This is a genomic window from Saccharopolyspora sp. ASAGF58 (genome assembly GCF_012277335.1).
Taxonomy (GTDB): domain Bacteria; phylum Actinomycetota; class Actinomycetes; order Mycobacteriales; family Pseudonocardiaceae; genus Saccharopolyspora; species Saccharopolyspora hattusasensis.
In genome coordinates, this window is record NZ_CP040605.1 from 6,583,854 (window position 1) to 6,606,217 (window position 22,364).

At 67.5% G+C, this 22,364-nt stretch carries 18 protein-coding genes and 3 pseudogenes; 10 read left to right on the forward strand and 11 right to left on the reverse strand.

Annotation, left to right across the window (positions count from 1 at the left end; genetic code table 11):
* Nucleotides 1–239 precede the first annotated feature (239 nt).
* Nucleotides 240–1,157, reverse strand: a complete 918-nt coding sequence (locus FDZ84_RS30910; protein WP_168588754.1) for an NADP-dependent oxidoreductase — start codon at nucleotides 1,155–1,157, stop codon at nucleotides 240–242.
* 1,530 nt (nucleotides 1,158–2,687) lie between these two features.
* Nucleotides 2,688–4,112 (reverse strand): rifampin monooxygenase, encoded by a 1,425-nt coding sequence (gene rox / locus FDZ84_RS30915; protein ID WP_210435782.1) that lies wholly within the window; start codon nucleotides 4,110–4,112, stop codon nucleotides 2,688–2,690.
* Nucleotides 4,113–4,352: 240 nt separating this feature from the next.
* Here rox and FDZ84_RS39570 point away from each other — a divergent pair.
* A pseudogene (locus FDZ84_RS39570) lies at nucleotides 4,353–5,198 on the forward strand (Tn3 family transposase).
* Nucleotides 5,177–5,941 (forward strand): SMI1/KNR4 family protein, encoded by a 765-nt coding sequence (locus tag FDZ84_RS30925; RefSeq protein ID WP_168588756.1) that lies wholly within the window; start codon nucleotides 5,177–5,179, stop codon nucleotides 5,939–5,941. The pseudogene FDZ84_RS39570 and the gene FDZ84_RS30925 overlap by 22 nt, the downstream one beginning before the upstream one ends.
* Nucleotides 5,942–6,144: 203 nt before the next feature.
* Here the strand turns inward: FDZ84_RS30925 and FDZ84_RS38200 are convergent, their stop codons facing one another.
* Nucleotides 6,145–6,387, reverse strand: coding sequence for a hypothetical protein (locus tag FDZ84_RS38200; RefSeq protein ID WP_210435223.1), 243 nt, complete (start codon nucleotides 6,385–6,387; stop codon nucleotides 6,145–6,147).
* Between the two features lie 361 nt (nucleotides 6,388–6,748).
* Here FDZ84_RS38200 and FDZ84_RS38205 point away from each other — a divergent pair, with 361 nt between their 5' ends.
* Nucleotides 6,749–6,937, forward strand: a complete 189-nt coding sequence (locus FDZ84_RS38205; RefSeq protein WP_210435224.1) for a hypothetical protein — start codon at nucleotides 6,749–6,751, stop codon at nucleotides 6,935–6,937.
* On the opposite strand, the gene FDZ84_RS38210 is transcribed toward FDZ84_RS38205, so the two are convergent.
* On the reverse strand, nucleotides 6,902–7,114 hold the full coding sequence (locus FDZ84_RS38210; RefSeq protein WP_210435225.1) for a hypothetical protein: 213 nt from the start codon (nucleotides 7,112–7,114) through the stop codon (nucleotides 6,902–6,904). The two genes, FDZ84_RS38205 and FDZ84_RS38210, sit on opposite strands and share 36 nt — an antisense overlap.
* A gap of 49 nt (nucleotides 7,115–7,163) precedes the next feature.
* On the opposite strand from FDZ84_RS38210, the gene FDZ84_RS30940 reads away from it, so the two are divergent.
* The gene (locus FDZ84_RS30940) at nucleotides 7,164–7,556 is read left to right on the forward strand and encodes a hypothetical protein (RefSeq protein WP_168588757.1); all 393 of its coding nucleotides are present in this window, start codon (nucleotides 7,164–7,166) and stop codon (nucleotides 7,554–7,556) included.
* A gap of 369 nt (nucleotides 7,557–7,925) precedes the next feature.
* Here FDZ84_RS30940 and FDZ84_RS30945 read toward each other — a convergent pair whose 3' ends face one another.
* On the reverse strand, nucleotides 7,926–9,161 hold the full coding sequence (locus FDZ84_RS30945; protein WP_168588758.1) for a glycosyltransferase: 1,236 nt from the start codon (nucleotides 9,159–9,161) through the stop codon (nucleotides 7,926–7,928).
* Between the two features lie 311 nt (nucleotides 9,162–9,472).
* Here FDZ84_RS30945 and FDZ84_RS30950 point away from each other — a divergent pair, with 311 nt between their 5' ends.
* Complete coding sequence (locus tag FDZ84_RS30950) at nucleotides 9,473–9,763, forward strand: Tn3 family transposase (protein WP_210435226.1); 291 nt, start codon at nucleotides 9,473–9,475, stop codon at nucleotides 9,761–9,763.
* A gap of 309 nt (nucleotides 9,764–10,072) precedes the next feature.
* Here the strand turns inward: FDZ84_RS30950 and FDZ84_RS30955 are convergent, their stop codons facing one another.
* Nucleotides 10,073–11,305: a class I SAM-dependent methyltransferase gene (locus tag FDZ84_RS30955; RefSeq protein WP_168588759.1), complete on the reverse strand. Its 1,233-nt coding sequence runs from the start codon at nucleotides 11,303–11,305 to the stop codon at nucleotides 10,073–10,075.
* A gap of 135 nt (nucleotides 11,306–11,440) precedes the next feature.
* A complete protein-coding gene (locus FDZ84_RS30960; RefSeq protein WP_168588760.1) occupies nucleotides 11,441–11,914 on the reverse strand; it encodes a hypothetical protein in 474 nt (157 codons plus the stop codon).
* A gap of 63 nt (nucleotides 11,915–11,977) precedes the next feature.
* Between FDZ84_RS30960 and FDZ84_RS30965 the strand changes: the two genes are divergently transcribed.
* The gene (locus FDZ84_RS30965; RefSeq protein ID WP_168588761.1) at nucleotides 11,978–12,265 is read left to right on the forward strand and encodes a hypothetical protein; all 288 of its coding nucleotides are present in this window, start codon (nucleotides 11,978–11,980) and stop codon (nucleotides 12,263–12,265) included.
* A gap of 8 nt (nucleotides 12,266–12,273) precedes the next feature.
* Complete coding sequence (locus FDZ84_RS30970) at nucleotides 12,274–13,437, forward strand: recombinase family protein (protein WP_210435227.1); 1,164 nt, start codon at nucleotides 12,274–12,276, stop codon at nucleotides 13,435–13,437.
* A gap of 41 nt (nucleotides 13,438–13,478) precedes the next feature.
* Here the strand turns inward: FDZ84_RS30970 and FDZ84_RS30975 are convergent, their stop codons facing one another.
* On the reverse strand, nucleotides 13,479–14,009 hold the full coding sequence (locus tag FDZ84_RS30975; RefSeq protein WP_168588762.1) for a hypothetical protein: 531 nt from the start codon (nucleotides 14,007–14,009) through the stop codon (nucleotides 13,479–13,481).
* A 35-nt stretch (nucleotides 14,010–14,044) separates the two neighbouring features.
* On the opposite strand from FDZ84_RS30975, the gene FDZ84_RS30980 reads away from it, so the two are divergent.
* Nucleotides 14,045–14,623 (forward strand): SMI1/KNR4 family protein, encoded by a 579-nt coding sequence (locus FDZ84_RS30980; protein ID WP_168588763.1) that lies wholly within the window; start codon nucleotides 14,045–14,047, stop codon nucleotides 14,621–14,623.
* 127 nt (nucleotides 14,624–14,750) lie between these two features.
* On the opposite strand, the pseudogene FDZ84_RS41160 reads toward FDZ84_RS30980, so the two are convergent.
* Nucleotides 14,751–15,633, reverse strand: a pseudogene (locus FDZ84_RS41160) (Tn3 family transposase).
* 106 nt (nucleotides 15,634–15,739) lie between these two features.
* Nucleotides 15,740–17,854, reverse strand: a pseudogene (locus FDZ84_RS30985) (Tn3 family transposase); the annotation flags it as partial.
* 215 nt (nucleotides 17,855–18,069) lie between these two features.
* Between FDZ84_RS30985 and FDZ84_RS30990 the strand changes: the two are divergent.
* Entirely contained in the window at nucleotides 18,070–21,030 is a 2,961-nt protein-coding gene (locus FDZ84_RS30990) for a Tn3 family transposase (RefSeq protein WP_246868554.1), read from the forward strand.
* Between the two features lie 45 nt (nucleotides 21,031–21,075).
* Here FDZ84_RS30990 and FDZ84_RS30995 read toward each other — a convergent pair whose 3' ends face one another.
* Nucleotides 21,076–21,486 (reverse strand): RidA family protein, encoded by a 411-nt coding sequence (locus tag FDZ84_RS30995; RefSeq protein WP_168588764.1) that lies wholly within the window; start codon nucleotides 21,484–21,486, stop codon nucleotides 21,076–21,078.
* A 284-nt stretch (nucleotides 21,487–21,770) separates the two neighbouring features.
* Here FDZ84_RS30995 and FDZ84_RS31000 point away from each other — a divergent pair, with 284 nt between their 5' ends.
* Entirely contained in the window at nucleotides 21,771–22,301 is a 531-nt protein-coding gene (locus tag FDZ84_RS31000; RefSeq protein WP_256413784.1) for a recombinase family protein, read from the forward strand.
* Nucleotides 22,302–22,364 lie beyond the last annotated feature (63 nt).

Here is a 22,364-nt window from a genome sequence, read left to right on the forward strand (position 1 = left end):
TATCGATCCCGGTCCACCTACCGGAAACGAGATCCACATCGCGGGAGCAGCGCCCACGCGGCGTTTGCTAGGGTGCCGGTACCGACCATGATCGGACCGTCGTCGTTGAGTGTGAGATCGAAGTACGTGACGCCGTCGTGAGTTGAGCGTGCCCCACTTACGTCGTCGGCGTCGGGGCGGGTGCCGATCTCGTCAGTAGGGTGTCGGCAGGACGGCGCTGTTGGCCTATTCCAGGGCGCTCAGGGGCGCACGCGAATGACGGTCTTGCCCTTGCGCCGCTCGGTCGGGTTGAGCGCAGGGACGGCGTCGTCGAGGGTCGCGACGGTTCCGATGTGCGTGCGAAGGCGCCCGTCCCGCACCCGGTCGACGATCTCCACCAGCTGACTCGGAACGGACTCGACGACGAAGTCGACCGCGAGGCCGTCGACAGGGCGAGCCTCAGCAGGCCCGACCACCGACACCAGCGTCCCGCCAGGCCGGATGATGCTCGCCGAGCGCCTTTGGATGTCACCGCCGATGACATCGAAGACCAGGTCGACCCCGCCGATGTCTTCGAGATCGTCGTCATCGAGGTCGAGGAACTCGTTCGCGCCGAAGTCGCGCGCCGCCTGGCGGTCCGCCGCCCGCCCGGTACCGATGATGTAGGCGCCGAACTCCCGGGCGAGCTGCGTCACCACAGATCCGACCGCGCCGGCGGCGCCGTGTGCGAGGACGCTCTGCCCCGCTTGAAGACGACCGTGCTGGAACAGGCCTTGCCATGCGGTCAGGCCGGAGATCGGCAGGCTCGCACCCACCGTGAAGTCGACGTTCCCCGGCAGCGGGGCAAGGTTGCGTGCCTCCACGGCCGCGTACTCGGCCAGGGTTCCATCGCGGTGCCAGTCCGTGATCCCGGACACCCGCTGTCCCAGCGAGAGTCCCGTCGTGCCGTAGCCGAGGGAGGTGACCACTCCGGCGAACTCGTGGCCGATGATCGCCTGGGCTCGATCGTGACCGGAGCGATCGACCCACGTCGAGGGCCACTCCCACTCTGCAGGGACGAAGCCCGACGCATGGACTTCAACGACGACGTCGTTGATCGCCGGCGTCGGCTCAGGCCGCTCCGCGAGTGTGATCCCGGCTGCTTCCGCGGCCTGATCCGTCGCGACGATTGCCTTCATTGGTACCTCCGTATACGCATGGGGATCACCGTAGAACGACAGGAGCGCGCCAGTGGGCCAGCCGACGTGGTCGCCGGATCACCGGAGACGGCTGAGTAGCGGTTTCAGGGGCTCATTGCCCCTTTCTCGCGTATCCCGGTCGGCCCCCGGGTACCGGCCGGCCCCTGGGATCTCAGTCGCCAGCGAAGACCGCGGTAACGGGCTTGCCCTGCCGGACATATTGCTGCATCGCCTCGTGTACGAATGTTTTGCTGGACTGGCCGCGGCAGGAGTACAAGCCCACGCCCCAAGCGGAGGTGACGGGCTGGAGCCCCCCGGCGATCGAGTCGCTCTGGCACCACACCTCGACCCCGCCGTGCCTGTGTACTCCACAAGTTGCGCCGGTAAACCTCCGCCGTGCGATCCAGGGCGTCCTCTATCGAGTCGAAGGCGGTCGCCTGCCGTACGAGCCGGGTGCCGTCGGTGATCCACTCCCACGGCAACATCCCGCGTTCCCGCATCACGCCGAGCTCGCGGACGACGACCGAGTAGTTCCGGCGCGAGGTGCCGCTGTCCCTTGCCCCACAGCCGTCCGATGCCGAGGTAGTAGGCGTGGCGGACGCTGCACGGCTGGGCCGTTTCCACCAGCGCGTACAGCTCCGCCCGTAACGCCTCGACCTGCGCTTTTGTGCGTCGAGGGCGTTTTACGGAGCTAGCGCCGTAACTCATACCTCCAGTCAACGCCGCCCTCGAACGGCCGTCATGTCGGTCTTGAACCGGCGGGCTCGTCGGTGTGGCGACGAGGCGGTAGAAAGCACTGCCGCAGCGTCACGGGCTCGGCGTCGCTCTCCACGATCGCCCGCGCCGCGTCGACCACCGGCGGCCAGTCCAGTCGAGACACCGCGATCGCCCCCTATTACCGCAGGCCAGGACGTCATGGACGACAAGTACGTCCCCGAACTCCGAAACCGCGTGGACGCCCAGGGTCCGATGCCCGACGGCATGAGGACGCCTTCGCCGCCGCGACCGTCGCCAAGCTGGGCCAGGGGGTGTGCCGGCGGGTCGCCGGACTGCTGGACGAAGAGGGTCTGCCGGACGACCTGTTCGCCGACACCTCCGGCCGTCTGGCGGGCAAGGGCCGCGCGCATGTTCCCCTCGGACTTCAAAGCCCGCTCGGACCCAGTGCGGATCACGCTGCTGGCCGCGCTGGGCTGGACCAGGCAGACCGGAGATCACCGACGGCCTGGTCGAGCTGCTGAACACGCAAGCAGAAGGCGAACGGGAGAATGAACGAAAGGGGCAGTTGGGGCGCCGGGTGGCCCCGTCGTTCATGTTCGACAGACGGCCGTTAGACGAACGCACGGCCACCTGCGCCGATCCACTCCGCGGTGCTCTTCCGCCGTCTTCCGGTCGTCACTCGGAGGCTAACCCTCCTCGCCGGCCGACCCTGGCGCCAGAGCACCACGGCTGATGCTGTCTCCAGCCTTCCGGTGGTCAGTCGCTACTGGCCGTTCGATCCTCCTCACGGGCCTTTTCGGTTGCTCAGGCGAATCAGTTGGCGGGCTTGCCGAACCAGCGGGAGAGGTGGTCGTCCAGGTCCTGCTGATCGTCGCCGATCCAGGCGACGTGGCCGTCGGGGCGTAGCAAGACGCACGGAACATCCAGTACCGCAGTGGGATCCGCGAGGTAATCGACCCGGTCTGACCAGCCGCCGACGGTCAGGCGTTCGGTGCGGTCCAGCAGCAGTCCGCGGCCGCGATGCAGCAGACCGTAGAGGTGGCCCTGTTTCACGTCGATGTCGCGCAGGCGGCGGCCGAGCAGGTCGGGGCCTTCGCCGAAGTCGTAGCGGATGCCGATCGCGGTGATCTTCTCGATCAGATAGCGGTTCACCTCGTCGAAGTCCATCAGTTCGGTGAGTAGCCTGCGCATGGCCTGCGGGCCCGGTTCGGTGGACAGCAGTTCCATCTGGGCGCGGGTGTTGTCCAGCACGTCCTCGGCGACCGGATGACGTTCGGCCTGGTAGGTGTCCAGCAGTGTTTCCGGCGCCCAGCCATGGATCTGTGCGGCCAGTTTCCAGCCGAGGTTGAATGCGTCCTGAACGCCCAGGTTGAGGCCCTGTCCGCCGGTGGGTGGATGGATGTGTGCCGCATCGCCGGCCAGCAGCACCCGCCCGACCCGATAGCGTTCGGCTAGCCGGGTGGCATCGCCGAAGCGGGACAACCAGCGCGGGGAGTGCACGCCGAAATCGGTTCCGGCGATGGCGCGCAGCTGTTGTTTGAAATCCTCGAGGGTGGGCGGTTCCGCACGATCGCTGACTCCCGCGGCGGGGACTACGACGCTATATGCCCCAATGCCTACGGGCCTGAGCCAGAAACGCTGATGGGGCTCGCGGATTTCGGTCACCTTGGCGGCGATCTCCTCCTGCGGCACACCCACTTCCATCTCGCCCATCAGCGTCTCGGTCCGCGAGGGCTCGCCGGGGAAGCCGACACCGAGCAGTTTGCGCACCGTACTGCGCCCGCCGTCACAGCCGACGAGATAGCGCGCACGCAGCGCTTCGCCGTCGGCCAGCTCTACGGCCACACCCTCGTCGTCCTGCTCGAAATCGGCCACCGCACAACCTCGCCGGACCTGCGCACCCAGTTCGATCGCATGTTCTTCGAGCAGGTCAACGATGACCGGCTGCGGGATGCCCAGCAGATAGGCGTGCGCGGAATCCAGGCCCTCGGGCGCGGGTTTGGTAATGGCGGCGAAGAATCCCCCGGCTGGACGCTGTCTTCCGTGTTCGAGAATGCGATCCAGCAGTCCGCGCATTGCCATCAGCTCGATACTGCGAATATGCAGACCGGCTATGCGGACGAACGACACAGGCGCGGTTTCCTTCTCCAGAACGAGGACCCGCACATCGTGCAGCCGCAGTTCGGCGGCCAGCATCGCGCCAGTCGGCCCGCACCCGGCAATGATCACGTCGAACATGAGGGGCGCGCGATCGACGCCGGAGGCCGACGACCGGAGTCTGGGGACGTCGCCCACGGAGAAGTCGCGCTCGACCTTCGACGACGGCTCGACCTTCGACGACGGCTCGGCAGTGAACTGCGGAGAGTGCATAGGTGTTGCCTTTCGGGAGTGCCTTGTTGGCGAGGCGCTCCCGGCGACACCTACGTCAATCGCCCGACCGTGACGGGAAGGGGGAGCACCCACATCGATACAGCGTTCATGGGTCTCACCTCCTCGGGCGGTGTCACGGTCCACCGCAAGCTACAAGCCCGAGCATCACCCCGTCCAATCCTTTCCCGGCCACGTGATCACGACTCCGCACGGGCCCGGGCGGTTGCAGGGCGAATCCGGCGTGGCCGCCCGGCTGGTCCCGGTCACGCACCGTGGGTCAGAGATAGGAGACCGGGGCCGAACGCGGAGGTCGAGGCCAACTACACCGACACGCACGGCACGTCGGTGGTGGGGGTTCGCCTTCACCGAGCTTTGGTCTTCAAGCTGCTCCCTCGGTTGAAAAACATCGGGTCCATGCGGCTGTACAGCCCGGACGCGGGGCCGGGGACCTGACCCAACCTGGAGCGGGTCGTCAAGAACCGGCCGATCGACCGGGAGCTGATCGAACGCAACTACGACCACATGGTCAAATACGCCACCGTTCTCAGGTTGGGCATCGCCGAGGCCGACCAGGTGCTGCGACGGTTCACCAAGGGCGGCGGGCCGAAGAACCCCGCCTACCTCGCGCTGGAGGAGCTGGGCCGAGTGGTGAGGACGATCTTCACCTGCGACTACCTGGTGTCGGAGCAGCTGCGGCGGGAGATCCACGCCGGGTTGCAGGTAGTGGAGAACTGGAACTCGGCCAAACGACGTTCACGCCCAGCGTGCTCTGTGCATTCACAAGGTCAGCGTCGCGGACGCGTCGATGCGGATGGCGCTGGTATCGGAGGGCACTGCCGGTTGCCCGTAATGGCGGTGCTTTCCGGACCTCGCGTCAGTGCGGCAGGGTTCGTGGCATGCTGGGTGGCCACGACGATGACTGGTGATGTTCGATGGGAGCTGCTGCCGTTTTGAGTGACCGTAGCGAGGATGGCGCGGCGCCGATCACGCCTGCGCTGACGACGCCTCAGCAATGGCGCAGCTACCTGCGTGAATACAGCGAACTACACTTGCGCACGGCAAGCAACGCCGACGAGCGTGGCGGACTGGCGGCAGAGCAGAGGACCCCACGTTGGTTGGGATATGAGCCCGCCGCCGAACAAACGGTGGCGGCAGCCGAGCAGCGTCTCGCTGTCCAATTCCCGCCCAGCTTTCGTAACTTCCTGCTGACCAGCGACGGGTGGCCTGGTGTCGGTGACTGGGTCGACGCGCTGTACTCATGCGACAACCTTGCCTGGTTCCGTGATACCGACGAGGGCGGGACCGCCATCGACGTTGCTGAGGTTTTTTTCGGCGAGCCGGACGAAGAGGACGAAGACGAGGACGACCCGTCCCCGCCGACGGTGTTCGAGCGGTCGTTGCTGGTGGCCAGCGGCGAGGACCACTGGCTGCTCGACCCTGCCAAACCCGGGGTCGACGGGGAGTGGACTGCTTGGCGGTATGAAGTCAAAGCCGGGGAATTACAGCGGTTCGCGAGTTTTGCTGAGCTGTTCCACTTCTGCCGGGAAGAAAACAACCCGGTGACACAACCGGACCCCGGAGACATGCCGGCTCACAGCACCGGTCTGGCTTTGCCCATGCCCAACCTTGCGCAGGCACTCAAGCCCATCAGGCCGGGCACGGTCGTGCCCCCGGACGCGGTCGGCGGGGAAGAGTAGTCCGCCGACCAAAGACAACAGATGAAGGCCGGCTCGTAACCCGCTCGTGGATCAACACGGGCCTGGGTGTCGATCCCCGTGACGACGCAGCAGGCTGGCCTTGCCCTGCACTCCATACCGGGACAACTCGGCCGGCCGCCGCGGCGGCACCACCTCGATGTCGACCTCGCCGAACCCCAAACCCCAGAATCTCCGCAACCCGCTCAAGCGCATCGACCATCGCCGGACCCGACACCCGCACCGGCGGGCGACGCAGCTTGTCCAGCCGCGAATTCCCTTTGCCCCTCCGGCACTTCCAACAACCCGTCCAGGGCGGCGCGCCGCTCGTCGTCGAACAGCCGGTACAGCGCCGCCCACAACCGCTGAGTCGCCACCTCCCGCCGGGAACGACCAGCCGCACCAGCATCCTCACCCCGGACAGCAGCACCCGCCGTTCCCGCAGCCACCCCACCGCCGCGTCGAACAACGCCTTCGGCCCACCACCTCAACAGCAGTCAGCAACCAAGGCCAACTCTTAAACCAGCACGTCACGGCTTAGCGCCAGTTTTCGCGACCCCGCCAGTCTCAAACCCCGGTTCTCTCCCCAGTCCAGCGGTGTTGTTGTTGACCGCAGCGCCGGGTGGTCGGGCGTGGTGCTCAGCGGCGACGGTTGGGTCCCCACCCAGGCTGCAGGGGCGGCAGATCAGCGAGCCCAGGATCCGGTGGTAGCGGTGTCTCGCCGTCATCGGTGTCCCAGCGGCGGCCGTATTGATCGGGGATGTCTCCCCAGCCCCAGTAGGGCAGCGGCTGGTCGGGTTTGATGCCGAGTTGCTCGAGGGGATCGATGCGCTGCTCGGCGACGGTGCAGAGGTGGGCCCAGCAGTCGCCGAGGTCGAAGGTGTAGACGAACTGGTCGCCGCCGCGCAGTTTGCCGAGGGTGAGCTTGTGGCCATCGAGCAGGTCGGGGTCTTCGCCGTCTTCCTAGTCGGGTCGGCCGATGCGACGGCCGTCGGCTAGCTCGAACTGGTGCAGGTGGGCGCGGTCCCAGCGGGCGAAGGCGTCGTCGATCGCGGTAGCCAATTGGGTGAAGGTGTGGCTGCGGGCGGCGGCGAAGATCCGGCCCGGCCGCAGCCAGAGGTCACGGCCGGCACCGCCGACGAGGTCAACACGCACCGACAGCCAGCTTCGACTCATGTGCGGGATCCTCTCGCTCCGGATTGGTGCTGGCGGCGCCGGTGATGGCGTGGACGTTGCCGAGCAACTAGTCGTGCTCGGCGGTGACGCTATCGAGCGCGGCGGCCAGTTCGTTGATTATGTGCGCATAATACTCGGTCAGCGCGTGCTATTCGGCGTTGTCCGCCCGCAGGCGCGCGTTGTCTTCCTCCAGTTGTCGGATCCGGTTCTTGAGTTCGGTGACCTGGCGTGGGTCGCCCCAGGCCGCGCGGACGCGGGCTCGGAACCGCTCGGCGAGATCGCGTTGTTTGTGGGCGAGCAGTCAGCGTTTGACGTCGGCCTCGACCGCGAGCTGGACGACGGTCAACTCTCCGTCGGATCGCAGCGGGGTGCCGGCGAGCAGCCGGTCGGCGGCGGATTGGATCGCGGCGCGTTCCTTGGTGTCGATCGTCATGCTCACTAGCTGGCCGGGTGTGTTCGTGTTCGTCGATGAGTGCTTGCAGCCGCGCGAGTTCGTGTTGTTCACGCACGCCTCCCGGGCCTGGCCAGCGGGTCGTCGGCGACCCCGGATCGTCTGGCGGCAGCTCGACATCCAGCACGCTGGCCCACCCGCTGATTCGCGGGCCGGTCTCGAACAGCCCATCGGCCATCGGCCATCGCGGCATCCCGCTGCTCGTTGCGGCTGCGCCACCGTGGATCCTCCAGCCCGTCCAGCCCGAAGTCCCGCAGCCGAAGTCCCGCAGCCCGACATCCCGCCAGCGGCGATATCCGGCCGGAGGGAACCACTTGACATCCTGGCTGCGGACCCCGCTCGGCCCGGCCTCCGTGTGGTTCACAGGGTTACGGGCGGCTTTTCCCGGCTGGCTGCGTCGAGGAGCAGTTTCGCGGCCACCGTCGCCCCGTCGGCTCGGATCGTGCCGGCCACGGCCCTGGCTCGCGTTCGGGTCTCGGGGGTCAGGGCCGTGGTGAGCGCGGCGGACAGGGAGTCGACGGTCGGCGTCGAGCCCTCGTGTGCCGCGCCGATGCCCAGCTCGGCCACTCGGGTGGCCCAGTACGGCTGGTCCGCGATCCGGGGCACGATCACCTGGGGCGCGCCCGCCCGGGCTGCCGTCGTGGTGGTGCCCGCGCCGCCGTGGTGCACGACGGCGGCAACCCTACGGAACAGTGCCTGCTGATTGACCTCGCCGAGGACGAAGCAGTCGTCGGCGTCGCCGATCGGGGTCAGCTCGGCCCAGCCGCGGGCGAGGAGGATCCGGCGGCCCTGCGCGCGGACCGCCTCGATGGCCACCCCGGCGATGTCCTTCGCGGCGTGCGCGGCCATGCTGCCGAAGCCCACGTACACCGGTGGCGCGCCGGTGTCCAGGAACGCATTCAGCCCGGCCGGGAGCGGGCGTTCGTCGGGCAGGATCCACGCCCCGGTCTGCACGACGTCGAGGTCCGTCATGCCGTGCGACGGACACAGCGTCGCGTCCGCCGCCAGCCACGGCCGGCCGGTGAGGACGTGGTCGCGGACGTTGTCCACCGGTGGCAGGCCGATCGCCGCCCGATGGCTGTTGAGCGCCTCGCCGTACAAGGCGTTCACTCTCTGGGCGTCCTGCTCCCACAGCACCCGGTTGTCGGTCTCCTCCTGCGGCGACGGTGTGCCCGGCCGTCTCCCCGGAGGGAAGTGCCGCGACGGCAGCCCGAGGAGGTGGAAGCACGCGAGCACGTAATGGATGCCCAGTTTCTCGGCCACGTCCCGTGCGCCGGCCGGCATCAGGCCGGTCGCCAGCAGCGCGTCACATCCCTCGGCCGCCGCGGTGAGCGTGTCGAACCGCGCGGCGACCAGCGCGGGAGCGAGCTGGAACGCGTCTTTCGCCGTCGGTGGCTTCGGGTTGGCGACGACCGAGCGCACCGTCGGGCCGAGCGGCACCAGCGGCACGCCGACACGCTCCAGCAGCTTCGCGAACTCCTCATCCGGCGGCGCGCACACCCGCGCCTCCGCGCCGAGTTCCCGCAACGCCAGCGCGAGTCCCGCCAGCGGTTCGACGTCCCCGCGCGATCCCCACGTCGTCAACAACACACGCACTTCGCAACTCCCCATTTCCGCAGGTTCTGGCTTCCGGTCGGTGATTCTGAGGTACGACCCGGGTCTTGCCGCAAGCCCCCCAGTCCGCTATATGTTGAAGTGGGAAGGAGTGGGGTCTCCTCACTTTCGCCGTTTCTCCTCCACTCTGGACGGACAGCCTCCTCGCAACTCGGCGAAACACCCATTTGAGACCACAGACGAGACCGTCGCGTGATCGAGCTGTCCAAGATGGACGGCCTCGCGGCGGCCATGGCGCGCGGCCCCATCGGCGGGTCGCCGGAACCCCGCGCGACTCCCTGCACGTCCTGGACGTGCTCTACGACCGCGACGGCGGGACGAAACCGCGGATGATCGTCACCGACACCGCCTCCTGCAGCGACATCGTCTACGGGCTGCTCACTTTGGCGGGGTTCTCCTACGCGCCGCAGCTGGCCGACCTGCCGGATCAGAAGCTGTGGCGCATCGACACCCAGGCGGATTACGGCCCGTTCGCCACCACCGCCCGCGGCCGCGTCGACCTGGAACGTGTGCGGCGGAACTGGGAGGACATCCTGCGGGTCACCGCCTCGATCCACACCGGCGCGGTCCGCGCGCACATGTGATCCGGATGCTCTCCCGCGACGGCCACCCCACCCTGCTCTGGGAGGCGATCGCCCACTACGGGCGGATCGAGAAGACCCTTGTCGACACCGGCGATCGTCGCCAGTTCCTCCGGCTGGTCCTGGGCGGATCGGACCGTCCCCACGTGGGAACCCCGGAACACGAGGGTTGTCTCTTACGTCGTCCCGCATCTACCACCAGGTCCCCGGGCCGCAGCCATCCGCATGCCGGGGACCTTCTGTTCTGCACGTGTTGGTAAGCGCCCAGCCCGCGGCATTTCCCGCTGCATGACGTCTCGCAACCAAAGCCGCTCAGCGCAGGCCTGCCAGGAACTCCACGAGCCTGCGGAGGCGGGACGGCCGGGGACCGGGATCGGCAGTGCGTTCGACGACCAGGTGGTAGGCCTGCAGCGCGTTGACGTTGAATGCGTGTGTGCCGCCCCATAGGAAAAGCCGAAACGCCCGGTAGGTCTCCTCGCCCCAGCGCGCGACGACGTCGTCCTTCGCGGCGTCGAGGCGTTTCGCCCACTCCAGCATCGTCAGCTCGTAGTCGCGGGTCTCCCTGGTCACGTCCAGCACCTCGAAGCCGTGGTAGAGCATCTCGGCGATGACGTCCTGGAGCGTCATGTACGTGTGCGTGCCGCCCCAGATGTGGTCGCGGGTGAACGAGCTCACCGAGAACTTCTGGATGGACGCGGAGGCATCGAGGTAAAGTCGTCCGCCGGGCTTCAGCACGTCCCACGCCTTCGCGGCGAACCTGCGGTAGTTCGGGAGGTGCTCGATCACGCCGTAGATCACGGCGTGGTCGTACGGCTGCACCGGACGGTGGGCGAGGAAGTCCTCCAGCAGCACCTCGCCGGGCAGGTCGTTGTCAGCGATCAGCGCCCGGACGTGGTTGGCGGAGTCCTCCGCGATGGTGAGCGTCGTGACGTGCACGCCGCGCTCGCCGCAGTACTGGGTAACACCGCCCCAGCCGCCGCCGATGTCGAGCAGCCTGACGCCTGGCTGGAGGTCCAGCGCGGCGAACATGGTTTCGAGCTTGTGCTCGGACGCTTCCTCGATCGTCTCGCCGGGGTGCTGGAAGAGGCCCTGCGAGTAGAAGCGGAACAGCTTGTCGATGAAAGTCAGGTAGAAGTCGTCGCCACGGCCGTAATGAGCGGACACGGCCTGCTTGTTCATCTTGAGTGGTGAGCGCAGAAAGTCGTACAGGAATCGCAGCCGCTGCCGCATCGGCACCTCCTCCCGTAGCGCGGTGCGGATACCGAATAACGCACCCAGGTCACCTTCGACGTCGATGTCGCCCGACACGAAGGCCTGGCCGATCGCCAACTCGGTGAGCGGTGCGCGCAAAGCGCTTTCCGAGCGGAACGTCATGCGGTACCGCGGCTCGCCCACGCCGACCGCCACGATCGAGCCACAGGGCAGCTCGATCTCCCCCGGCAGGTCGGCGGCGGCCAGCAGCGCGGCGAGACCAGTCCGGGGCAGCCGGGCCGCACCGTTGGTGCGTCCTGGGAGGTTCTGGCTCATTCCGGTGGTTTCAGTCATGCGGCATCCGTCTCCCATGTTGAACGCCGCAGACGCGGCGTTACGGGTAAATGCATCTCCTAGACACGATCTTGGAAGCTAAGCCCCACAAGATCGTCAGCGCAGCAGCCTACCCAGCCATGTCGCACACCTGGGCTACCGGTGTTCAAGCTGAAACTGTCCGTGATCACTCCTGATGATCACGCAGTTCAGAGGCATATTCGCCCGATCCTGGCCGATGCGCTCGATCTCGGCAGCCCGGCCGAGGCTGGCATGGACATGGTCAGTTGGCCGACCGATGAGATTCGGGTGCGGCTGCGGGAAGCGTTCCACGACCGCGCGGCTGCGCCGCGCGGTCGTGCTGCGGTGGGCACATTTCTGGTACCTGCAGCACGCGCCGGCGCAGATGCCACCGGTCCTGCACAAGCTGCCCTCACTGCTGAAATCCCGGTTCAGTCTGTACAGCGGCATCATGTACTGGCAGGTCCTCGGCCGTCTGGCAACCGGATTCAGAGACAGAGGCATCGGAAGCGGGCCGGGGGTGTGGCGGATGAACGCCGAGAAGGCCAGCAGGCAGCGCTTCGCCGTCATCGTCGGCGAAGGCCACATCCGCGCCATCGGCGAGCTCACCGGTGTGACTGCCCATGGCGACCGCGCGCCATGGGGGGCACCGCACTGCCTGTGGGTCATCCGGTGCGCGATGCCTGGCTCGGCCAACCCGACCCCGTCGTCAACGGATCGCAGAACCCGGTCGGATACTGCGAACTACCCGAGGAAAAGCAGTTCCTCTACAGGTCCTGCGCCTGCGGCTGCGGCGAGAACACCGACCGCGACTTCCTGCCCGGCCACGACGTGCGCGCTATCCAGGCCCGCGTCCGCGAACACTTCAACGGCTCCCCGCTGAAGTTCATCCACTGGGTCGACGACGCACTCACCGACGCCACCGCCATCTCCGGCCGCACCGTGGACCAGCAGCAGTGACCGCGCGCATGAGGCGCTGGCGGTGGCCACGCGGCGAACCGGCCTTCCCGATGACCATCGCGGGACTCGGCCGCATCCGCCACACCCACCTGCCCAATCCTTACCGACTCGTCGAGCTGGCCGGTCATGTGCCCGAGGAATGGGGACTGCTTCTGGTCATCGACGCCCACGGTCGCCGATGGACGCTGTACTCACCCGACCCGGACTACACGGCCATGTTCGCCCCAGCCGCCCACACCCTGAACCTCGAATTCGCGGTATTCACCGAGAAGTTCCCCGGCTGGAACAGCGGATGGCACGTCAGCCGACCAGCTACAACGATCTACTTTGCACCTGGCCGTAGCTTCGGGAGTCCTGGGCCGAAACCCGGGCACCTGGCCCCTGTACCCGAGCCGGACGATATCGGGACCGACGGTCCGATCCGGATCGGCTACGCCCGTTGCAGCTCTGCTACTCAGGAGCTGCAGAGCCAGCTCGACGCGCTCGCCCGGGCACAGTGCACGCGGGTGTTCTCGGAGAAGATCAGCACCCAGATCAAGATCCGGCCCGAATTCGAAAAGGTCCTCGCCCTCGCCCACGAGATCAAGCAGGCCGCCCCGCGTCAGCAAGTCGTGCTCACCGTGCACGAGATGAAACGCCTCGCCCGCAACGCCGCCAAGCTGATGACCCTGTCGGCGAAGCTGCTGGCCGGCGGAATCGGGCTGGAGATGCTCACCGGGCCGCTGACCGGGATCTACGACCCGCGCGGAGCGGGCTCGATACTCTTCGCGGTGCTCGCGGTCGGCACCGAGCTCGACCGCAACTACATCCGGGAAGAGGCCCTCGAAGGCCAGCAGGCCGCCGCCGCGAAAGGCAACCACGGCGGCCGGCCGAAGGTCGTCGACGACGACTCGCTCACCTTCGCCCTCGCCCTGAAGGCCAAGGGCGTCCCCGTCGGCGAGATCGCGAAGAAACTCACCACCAAAACCGGCAAGAACGCGGGCAAATCCCCCTCTGTCGCCTCGCTGTACCGAGCCCTCGCCGAAGCCGAAGAAACCGCAGCGGACGACAACCTGCCGACCAGACCCAAACCCGCCCGCATCCGGCGCCCCGGCGAACCGCTGACGCCCGAAGAAACCGACCTACGCCAGCGCATCGAAAACCAGGTACTCCAGACCCCGGAAACCGAATAGCCAGCCGCGGGCCAGGTCATGGGGTGACGGGGAAGAGGCTGTCACCAGCCGCAAACGAGCAGATCAATGCTGGTCATACGGCCGCCGGTTCGTCGGAGTCCGCGCGGTGCGCGTAGCCGGGCACGCCGCACCCGGCGCGTCGGCCTGCTTGTCGTGGTGGACTGCAAGTCCTCCGCGTGCCGCGCGAACTGGTCGGCGAGATCGGCCAAAGGCAAGAGCTTGCGGGTCTGGTTGCGACAGGCGCAGCACGGCGTCGAGCGCCGCACGGATGGTTTCCCCGCCGGACTGGTCAGCTCGCCGGCGTGCACGGCCAATCGGTCGCGGGAGATCGCCTGCGACCCCGCCTCGGCGGCGTGGCTGCGGCGGGGCACCACCTGCAGGATGACCTCGGCGAAGAACATCGCACGGGCGAACAGGAACTCGACTTCTTCCCGCCTGGCCTGGCGAGACCGCTCCTGCGGTTTGATCGATGTGGCCTGTATCTTGCTATCGTTGCACGAGGCTGAATGAACTTGGGCTGACTTGTCCGGCGTGTCCAGGAGTGGAGCCTGCCTGTTGATCTCATAGAACACGCCGTGCCGAGCATGCTTGTCAGAGGAGTTCAAACGTGGACATTCGGCCCTTCAGCATCACCGAGTGGCGCACGTTCCTGCGTGACTACAGTTCGAAGTTCCTGGACAACTCGAGTTCGCTGCGCGTGATCGAGAAGAACGGGGCCGGAACGTTCGTCAGGAGTCACGTCCAACGTGAGGGATGGATCGGCTACGAGCCGGCCAGTGCGGACGCCATCGTGGCCGCTGAAGAGCGGCTCGGCACTCGACTGCCGCCGACGTACCGGAACTTCCTGATGGCTAGCGACGGCTTTGGCTATGTCGACCATGTCGATCTGCTCAACGTGGACGAGATCGGGTGGCTTCCCGAACGCGACCCAGACCTCGTGGAAGCCTGGAGCTTCGGCATTGACGACGTTAATCGCGAGATGTTCGAGCGGAGCTTGTTGATCGCACGAGACGATGGCGGTCCCGGCGTCTGCTGGCTGCTGCTGTATCCCGAGGCCGCGGCGGAGGACGGTGAGTGGGCCGCGTACGAGTGGTTTACCGGCGACGGCAGCAGTCCTGATGATGATCGTTACGACAACTTTGGTGCGCTGCTGTTGGATGCGGCTCGGCGATTGGACGCCGATTGACATGAGCAGGCACAACAACGGCTGGCGAGCACACGCGCACCGTGGCGTCAAGTGGGCCCAACTGGACTCGCGGCGGCAGTGATAGGGCGGGAGTGCGGAGGCTCACTCGACGGTATGGAGTCGGTGATCAGGACCCAGTCGTAGTACCGCGGCCCCGTCGAGCCTTTGACCTGCGGAGAGATGCCGCTGTCGCGGAACCTTGGTTTCGAGACCCGGCCGCTGCTGCTACTCCTCGGCGGATTCGGCAGGTTCCGCTGGCCGCTGGTCGGTGATGTCGCCGATGGCCAGGCGGCGGCTGGTGTCGAGCTGGATATCTATCCCCGTAGGGCGTCATGTTCGAGGTGAACAGTGGGGGTAGACCGCGCTGGTCGGCGTCGCCGAGCACGTCAGCCCACTCGGGTTGAGCGAGGACGTCCTGGATCATCAGGGTGTTCACGAAGCCGAGGCTCGACTGAAGGATGTGGAGGCAGAGCATGAACAGTTCCTGCTCTTCGCGGCGGTTGGACGCCAGCTCCCCGGACTTGCCGAAGTGGATGTAGTCGTTGACCCCGTTGTAGTTCCACCACGTTGAGCGCGGCGGTGGTCTCCCGCTGGAGGTCACGGTCGCGTAGCCAGCGGGCGAGGAAGATCGTGCGCTGGGCGCGGCCCAGTTCCAGCATCGCCGCGTAGGCGGGGTGGGTGACATCGCGGGTGAACCGCCGCAGGATCGCCTCGGTCGAGGCGGTTCCCAGCCGGATCGCCGTCGCATACTTGATCATCGGATCGAACTGCTGGCCGATCAGATCCCATCGGATCGGACGGGTCAGCGCCGGCTCCAGCAGCGGGTACGCCTCGCCGGTGCCTTTGTCGGGCAGGTACAGCTTCATGTGGTGGATCTGCTCGAATCGGGCGATGAGGTCGAACCCGAACAGCCTGGTGATGCCGAACCCGATGAACGAGGCCCCGTGTGAGTCCACATGATTGGACTCGATGGTCATGTCGGTGCCGTGGCGCATCGCGCCCTCGACCATCGCGTGCACCTCCGACGCCGCCCAAACCAGCAGGAGACACCGCCATCGAGCCCTTCGCCTCCACCGTCCAATAGATCAACACACCCCGCTTGCCGCGCCGATACCGCGAGTGCCACTCGGTAAAGATGTTCTGGTCAAACGCGGTGAAGTGCGTCGAGTCGGATGCGACCGCAGTGGAGCCCTCGCCCCACAACCAGGACTGGCGGGCGGCGAAGGTCGCGTTGGCGATGACGCGGGCCACCTCCCGGCAGGCCGGGATGGTCATGTACCGGCGGCGGATGTAGCGCAGCTCGTCCTCGCTGTGCCCGTGGTCGCCGGCCGCTACCGCCCGAACTCCGGTGTTGGTCCCGTAGGCATAGATGAGCAGCAACAGCCGTTCGGCGAGCACCGCTGGGTCAATCTCGCCGCGGGTGCCCACCGGGGTGAACGCCGCCAGGCAGCCGGTGCGCAGCGCGGCCTCGGTCAGCATGTCCAGCAGCGGCACCACACCCCACCGGGCGCGTACCGCCTGCTTCAGTCGGCGCAGGTTGCGCGGCTCGGGCGCGGCGTCGTACGGGGTCAGCACAATCGCGCCTTGCTTGCGATTGGCCTTGAAGTCCAACCAGTCCAACTGGGGAAGGGCATCGTGCAGAGCGGTGAGCTCGGCGTGCATCTCTTCCCGTAACTCAGCCACAAACGTATCGGCGTTGGCCGGCTTGCGCAGTGCCGCGTAGTTCTCCGCCCGCTTGGCCTCGAAGTCCGCCGGCAGGTCCTCGTCTGGCTCGCGCCACTTCTCGGCGCCGACCACCCAGATTTCCTTGCACCGCAACCGTTCCCGCAGCGTTTGGAACACGCCGCACTCGTAGACGGTGCGCTGCACCCGGCCGCGCTTGTCGACCCGGTGCAGCAGCTCGGCCAGGTCAGCGGGGATCACCCCGTCGACCGGCACGTGCTCGCCGCGCGCGTAGTACTGGGTGGCGTGGGTGGTCTCCACGCGATACCGCTTGATCAGCTCCAGGGCGTCCAGCACCGGGCGGTGCACGGTGTTGTGCGAGCGGAACTCCAGCGCGTCGATCAGCTCGATCAACCCGGCCCGGTAGTGGTTGGTGTAGGAGGCTTTGAACACTCGCTGCTTGTGCTGACGAAACGCGTTGCCCTTCGTCTTGTACTCGGCCAGCAGGTCCATCAGCGTGCCCACCCCACCGGCGGCCGGGAACACCACGTCCCGCACCACTCCGTCCGGGTCGCCAACGGCGGCCTCGGTGATGCGAAACAGAATGTTCTCCTTGCCCGACACCCGTTTGAGGTCGGCCACGAACTCATCCACCACCCGCCGCTCGGCGCGGACGTTGATTTTGTGCACCGTGGCGATCAGCAGATCCACCAGCGTGTCGGTAATCTCCCGTGCTCGGCAGTACAGCAACGCGGCAAGTAGGGTCAGCGTGATCTCCTGCGGTTGATCCTCTCGAAGGTGGCTCGGGGTCTCCACCGCGGCCCGGTCCCGCCAGGAGCCCAGCACCTCCGGCGCGATGTCGGCGAACACACCGGCCGGCAGGCCGATCGCGCGGATCACGGTCAGTTTGGCGATCTCCTCCCGCGTGGTGTTCAGGCTGACGTTGCCCGGATCGGCTCTGATCAGCGCGAACAGTGCCCGCCCGACTTCCTCGCCCGGCCCGGTGTCCTCGTTATCGCCTGCCTCGGCGATCAGTGCGGTCATCCGCGCGGCCACCTCGGGCGGAATCCGACCGGACACCTTCGCCACGAGGGTCTTCTCGGCCTGGCGCAGTCCGGAGCCGATGATCCGGCCGATCCGGCCCGGTGCCGGCTGCTCGATTCCGTCGTCACGACAGTGCTTCAGCAGTTCCTCGCGCACCTGGTCGGTACGGTGTTCGGCCTGGCAGACCTCCTCAGCCAGCCACACGGCCAGCTTCTCCGCGTCGGCAGCACTCGCGGAACCCGAGGAACTTGCGGACCTGGGCACGGTGATACTCCACCGTGCGGCCGTCCCAGTCGTAGAAGCCAGCTCCGTCGCGGGAACCTTGACCTGGCGGGCTACGTAGTCCATCGCCGCGTCCGGCAGCTCGCCCCGGCTGCGGGGGAACCGGCCATGCCGCGTGTAGAACTTCAGCAACAGCGCGAAGCCCAGGCGTGTCGGGCCACGCTTACCGGCAACCTGCCCTAACTCGTCACCAACCAGCGTCCAGTGCTCGATCAGCTCGTCGTCATCGATCTTCCGCGCCACGCGTGGACGCTACTCCCGCACCACGACACGGCCGTGCCCAGGCACTCCCGCCCGTTTGCGGCTGGTGACAGCTTCCTCCCCGGCACCCCGTCATGGCCCGGAAATCCCGAAGCTACGGCCAGGGGACATGTAGCGCGGGATCACGCAGTTGGGCCTGCGGTGATGGTGTTGGCTCCCGCATGGGTGGTGGCCTTGGCGGGCGGTAGCTGAACTGGGTGACGGGGTGGGGTGCCTACGTCCGGCGGGTGCGGCGAGAGTGGTTACCCGAGGATCTGATCGAGTCCTGGACCCCTGGTCGAGGCCGATCAGGAGTTGGTGGGCAACAAGTCCGGGCGACGCGGCTAGGGTTCGCGCTGCTGCTGAAGTTCTACGAGATCGAGGGCCGGTTCCCGGCGTACCCGGAGGAGGTTCCGGGCGCGGCGGTGGAGTACGTGGCCGGGCTGGTGGGGGTCGAGCCGGGGGCGTTCGCGAAGTACTCCTGGACCGACCGGCAGATCAAGCGGCACCGCAGGCAGATCCGGGATGCTTTCGGCACCCGCACGCCCACGGAGGCCGACGAGGAGCGGTGGGCCGGGTGGCTGGCGGCCGAGGTGTGCCCGGTAGAGACACGCCGGGACAGGCTGGTGGAGGCGCTACTGCGGCGGTGCCGCAGCGAGAAGGTGGAGCCGCCGGCCGAGGGCCAGGTGGAGCGGCTGGTCGGCTCGGCGCTGCGGCGGCACGAGGAGTCGTTCGCCGCCGAGACCACCGCGAAGCTGGGGCCGAGCGTGTGCAAACGGCTCGCCGGGCTGGTGGACGAGGAGGGGCTGCTGGCGGAGTTGAAGGCCGACCCCGGCGCGCTGGGGCTGGACACGCTGCTCTCCGAGATCGGCAAGCTGGGCACGGTGAACGCGCTCGGCCTGCCCGACGACCTGTTCGCCGAGACGTCCAGCCGGCTGGTCGGGGCGTGGCGGGCGCGGGCCGCTCGGATGTTCCCCTCGGACTTCAAGGCGTGCGCGGAGCCGGTCCAGGTCACGCTGTTGGCCGCGTTGTGCTGGACGCGGCAGACGGAGATCACCGACGGCCTGGTCGAGCTGCTGACAGGGCTGATCCACCGGATCAACGCCCGCGCGGAGCGGCGGGTGGAGAAGGAGCTGATCGGCGGCCTCGCGCCGATGCAGGGGAAAAAGTGCATCTACTCGAAGCTAGTCAACGCCGCCCTGGACAAGCCCGACGAGACCGTCCGGCAGGCCGTGTATCCGGCAGTGCCCGGCGGGGAGGCCACGCTGCGCAAGCTCGCGCGGGAGCTGATGGCCACCGAGAAAGCCTGGCGGGAGCGGGTCCGGGTGTCCCTGCGCGGCTCCTACACGCACTACTACCGGCGGGTGCTCGCCCCTTTGCTGGGGGCGTTGCGGTTCCGGTGCAACAACACCGCGTTCCGGCCGGTGATGGACGCGATCGGCCTGCTCGCCCGCTACAAGGACGTCCCCGCCGACCAGAAGTGCTTCGCCAAGGGCGAGAAGGTGCCGATGGGTGTGGTGCCGAAAGCCTGGCTGGAGGCGGTTGTGGACGCGGCCAACGGCCGGGTCGAGCGGGTGCCGTACGAGCTGTGCGTGCTGATCAGCCTGCGAGAGGCCCTGCGCCGCCGCGAGGTGTGGGTGGAGGGGGCCGGCCGGTGGCGCGACCCCGACGAGGACCTGCCCGGCGACTTCGACGACAACCGGGACGTGCACTACGCCGCGCTGGGCAAAGCCTTGGACGCCAAGGCGTTCACCGCCGATGTGAAGCGGCGGCACCGCGAGGCACTGGACCGCCTGGACGCGGCGATGGCGGCCGGGCAGACGGGCGGGGTCCGGGTGGTCACCCGCAACGGGCAGCCGTGGACCAGTGTCCCGAAGCTGGAGAAGCTGCCCGAGCCGGCCAACCTCGCCGCGCTGAAGGCCGAGGTCCAGCGGCGCTGGGGGACGATCGACCTGCTGGACAGCCTGCGCGACGCGGACTTCCTCATCGACTTCACTGACGAGTTCGTGTCGGTGGCCACCCGCGAGGCCCTGCCCAAGGCGGTGCTGCGCCGGCGGCTGCTGCTGGCGCTGTTCGCGCTGGGCACGAACATGGGCATCCGGCAGATGGCCGCCACCGGGGAGCACGAGGAGGACGAGGCCGCGCTGCGGCGGGTCCGCGCCAGCCACGTCACCCGCGACAACCTGCGCCGGGCCATCGTCCGGGTGGTCAACGCGACCTTCGCCGAGCGTGACCCGAAGTGGTGGGGCGAGGCGACGGCCACGGCCAGCGACTCGAAGCGGTTCGGCTCCTGGGACTCCAACGTGATGACGCAGTTCCACGCCAGGTACGGGTCGGGCGGGATCATGATCTACTGGCACGTCGAGCGCGGGCGGGTCTGTATCTACTCGCAGGCCAAGAGCTGTTCGTCGTCGGAGGTGGCGGCGATGGTCGAGGGCCTGCTGCGGCACTGCACAGACGCGGACATTGAGGCCAACTACACCGACACGCACGGCGCCAGCGTGGTCGGGTTCGCGTTCACCGAACTGCTGGGCTTCAAGCTGCTCCCGAGGTTGAAGAACATCGGGTCGGTGCGGCTGTACAGCCCCGACGACGGGCCAGCGGCCTGGCCGAGGATGGAGCGGGTGGTGAAGAACCGGCCGATCGACTGGGAGTTGATCGAGCGCAACTACGACCAGATGGTCAAGTACGCGACCGCCCTGCGGCTGGGGACCGCCGAGGCCGAGCAGGTGCTGCGCCGCTTCACCAAGGGCGGCGGGCCGAAAAACCCCGTCTATCTCGCGTTGGAGGAGCTGGGGCGCGCGGTCCGCACGATTTTCGCCTGCGACTACCTGGCGTCGGAAGAACTCAGAAGGGAGATCCACACCGGGTTGCAGGTGGTGGAGAACTGGAACTCCGCGAACGAGGTGGTGTTCTACGGCAAGGACGGCGTGCTCACCGGCGCCGACCGCGAGCACGTCGAGGTCTCGATGCTCGCGCTCCACCTGCTCCAGAGCAGCCTCGTGTTCATCAACACCCTGCTGGTGCAACGGGTCTTGGACGATCCTGCGTGGGAGAGCCGGCTCACCGCCGAGGACCGCAGAGCGCTCAGCGCGCTCTTCTGGACCCACGTGAACCCGTATGGGCGGTTCCGGCTGGACATGAGCAAGCGCCTGGACCTAGACGCGAGGGCGGCATAGGTCAAGCGGCCAATGCGCTCTACGCGGCAGATGAGTGCGTTCCTGTCATCCTGGCAACGCTGCTGTGAGGTCGACCTCGATCAGTTGGCCACGGAACCCGAGTTGTGCGACCCCCAGCAATGTGCTCGCAGTGGTGAAAGCCGACCCGAGAGGCGACTGCGTCAGCCGTTCCCACGCCGCGCCCAGCACAGACCCGTCATTACTGACCACGTAGACCACCGTGCGCACGACGTCACTCGGCCCGGCCCCGACCGCGCCGAGCGCGATCATCGCGTTCGCAACGACCTGGTCGATCTGGGCGTTGATGTCGCTTTCGCCGACCAGGGCGCCCGCCGTGTCGATTGGGCATTGGCCGGCCAGGAAGGCCGTCCGGCCAGCCTCGACGACGGTGATGTGGTGGTATCCAGGTGGCGTGTGCAGCTGATCAGGGTTGACGCGAGTGATCTTCGAGGGCATGCGGACAAGCATGCCCGGCGACACCGCAATCCACACGCGATTTTGACCACGCAACGCTCGCACATCGGCATGAGCGCGCATCTGCGCCCGCGTGGAGACGTCCGCAAAAGACCGTCCGCGTGACAACTCGCCGAGATCGCCGTTCCCGCAGGTGGGATCTGTAACGCTTGCCGTGCACGCGGCAACGTCACGTTGTCGGGGTTTGGCGATACGGTCCGGGCATGAGGATCGGCGTGGCGCGGGTGTCCACCCGCGACCAGAACCCCCAAGCCCAATAGGACGCCCTGCGCGCGGCCTGCTGCGAGAAGGTGTTCACCGACAAGGCCAGCGGCAAGCTCGCCCGCCGGCCCGAGCTGGACAAGGCGCTGCTCGTGGCCCGCGAGGGCGACCAGCTCGTCGTCACCAAGCTCGACCGGCTCGGCCGCTCCCTGGAGAACCTGATCGAGCTGTCCAAGCAGCTCCAGCGGCGCGGGATCGACCTGGTGGTGCTCGACCAGGGCATCGACACCTCCACCGCCATCGGCCGAATGTTCTTTCAGATCCTCGGCGCTGTCGCCGAGTTCGAGGCCGCGCTGGCCTCCGAGCGCACCATGGACGGCCTGGCCGCCGCCAGGGCGCGCGGACGCACCGGCGGCCAGAAGCCCAAACTCGGCCCCAGGCAAGTGAAACTCGCCTGGCAGATGTACGACGAGAAAGACGACGACGGCAAACGCCGCTACATCGTGCAGCAGATCGCCGACGAGTTCGGCGTCACCCGCCCCACCATCTACCGCCACCTCAGCAAGGAAACCCCCTCATCAGGCCCAACTGCGTGATCCCGCGCTACATGTCCCCTGGCCGTAGCTTCGGGAGTCCTGGGCCGTCATCGCTGGTCAACC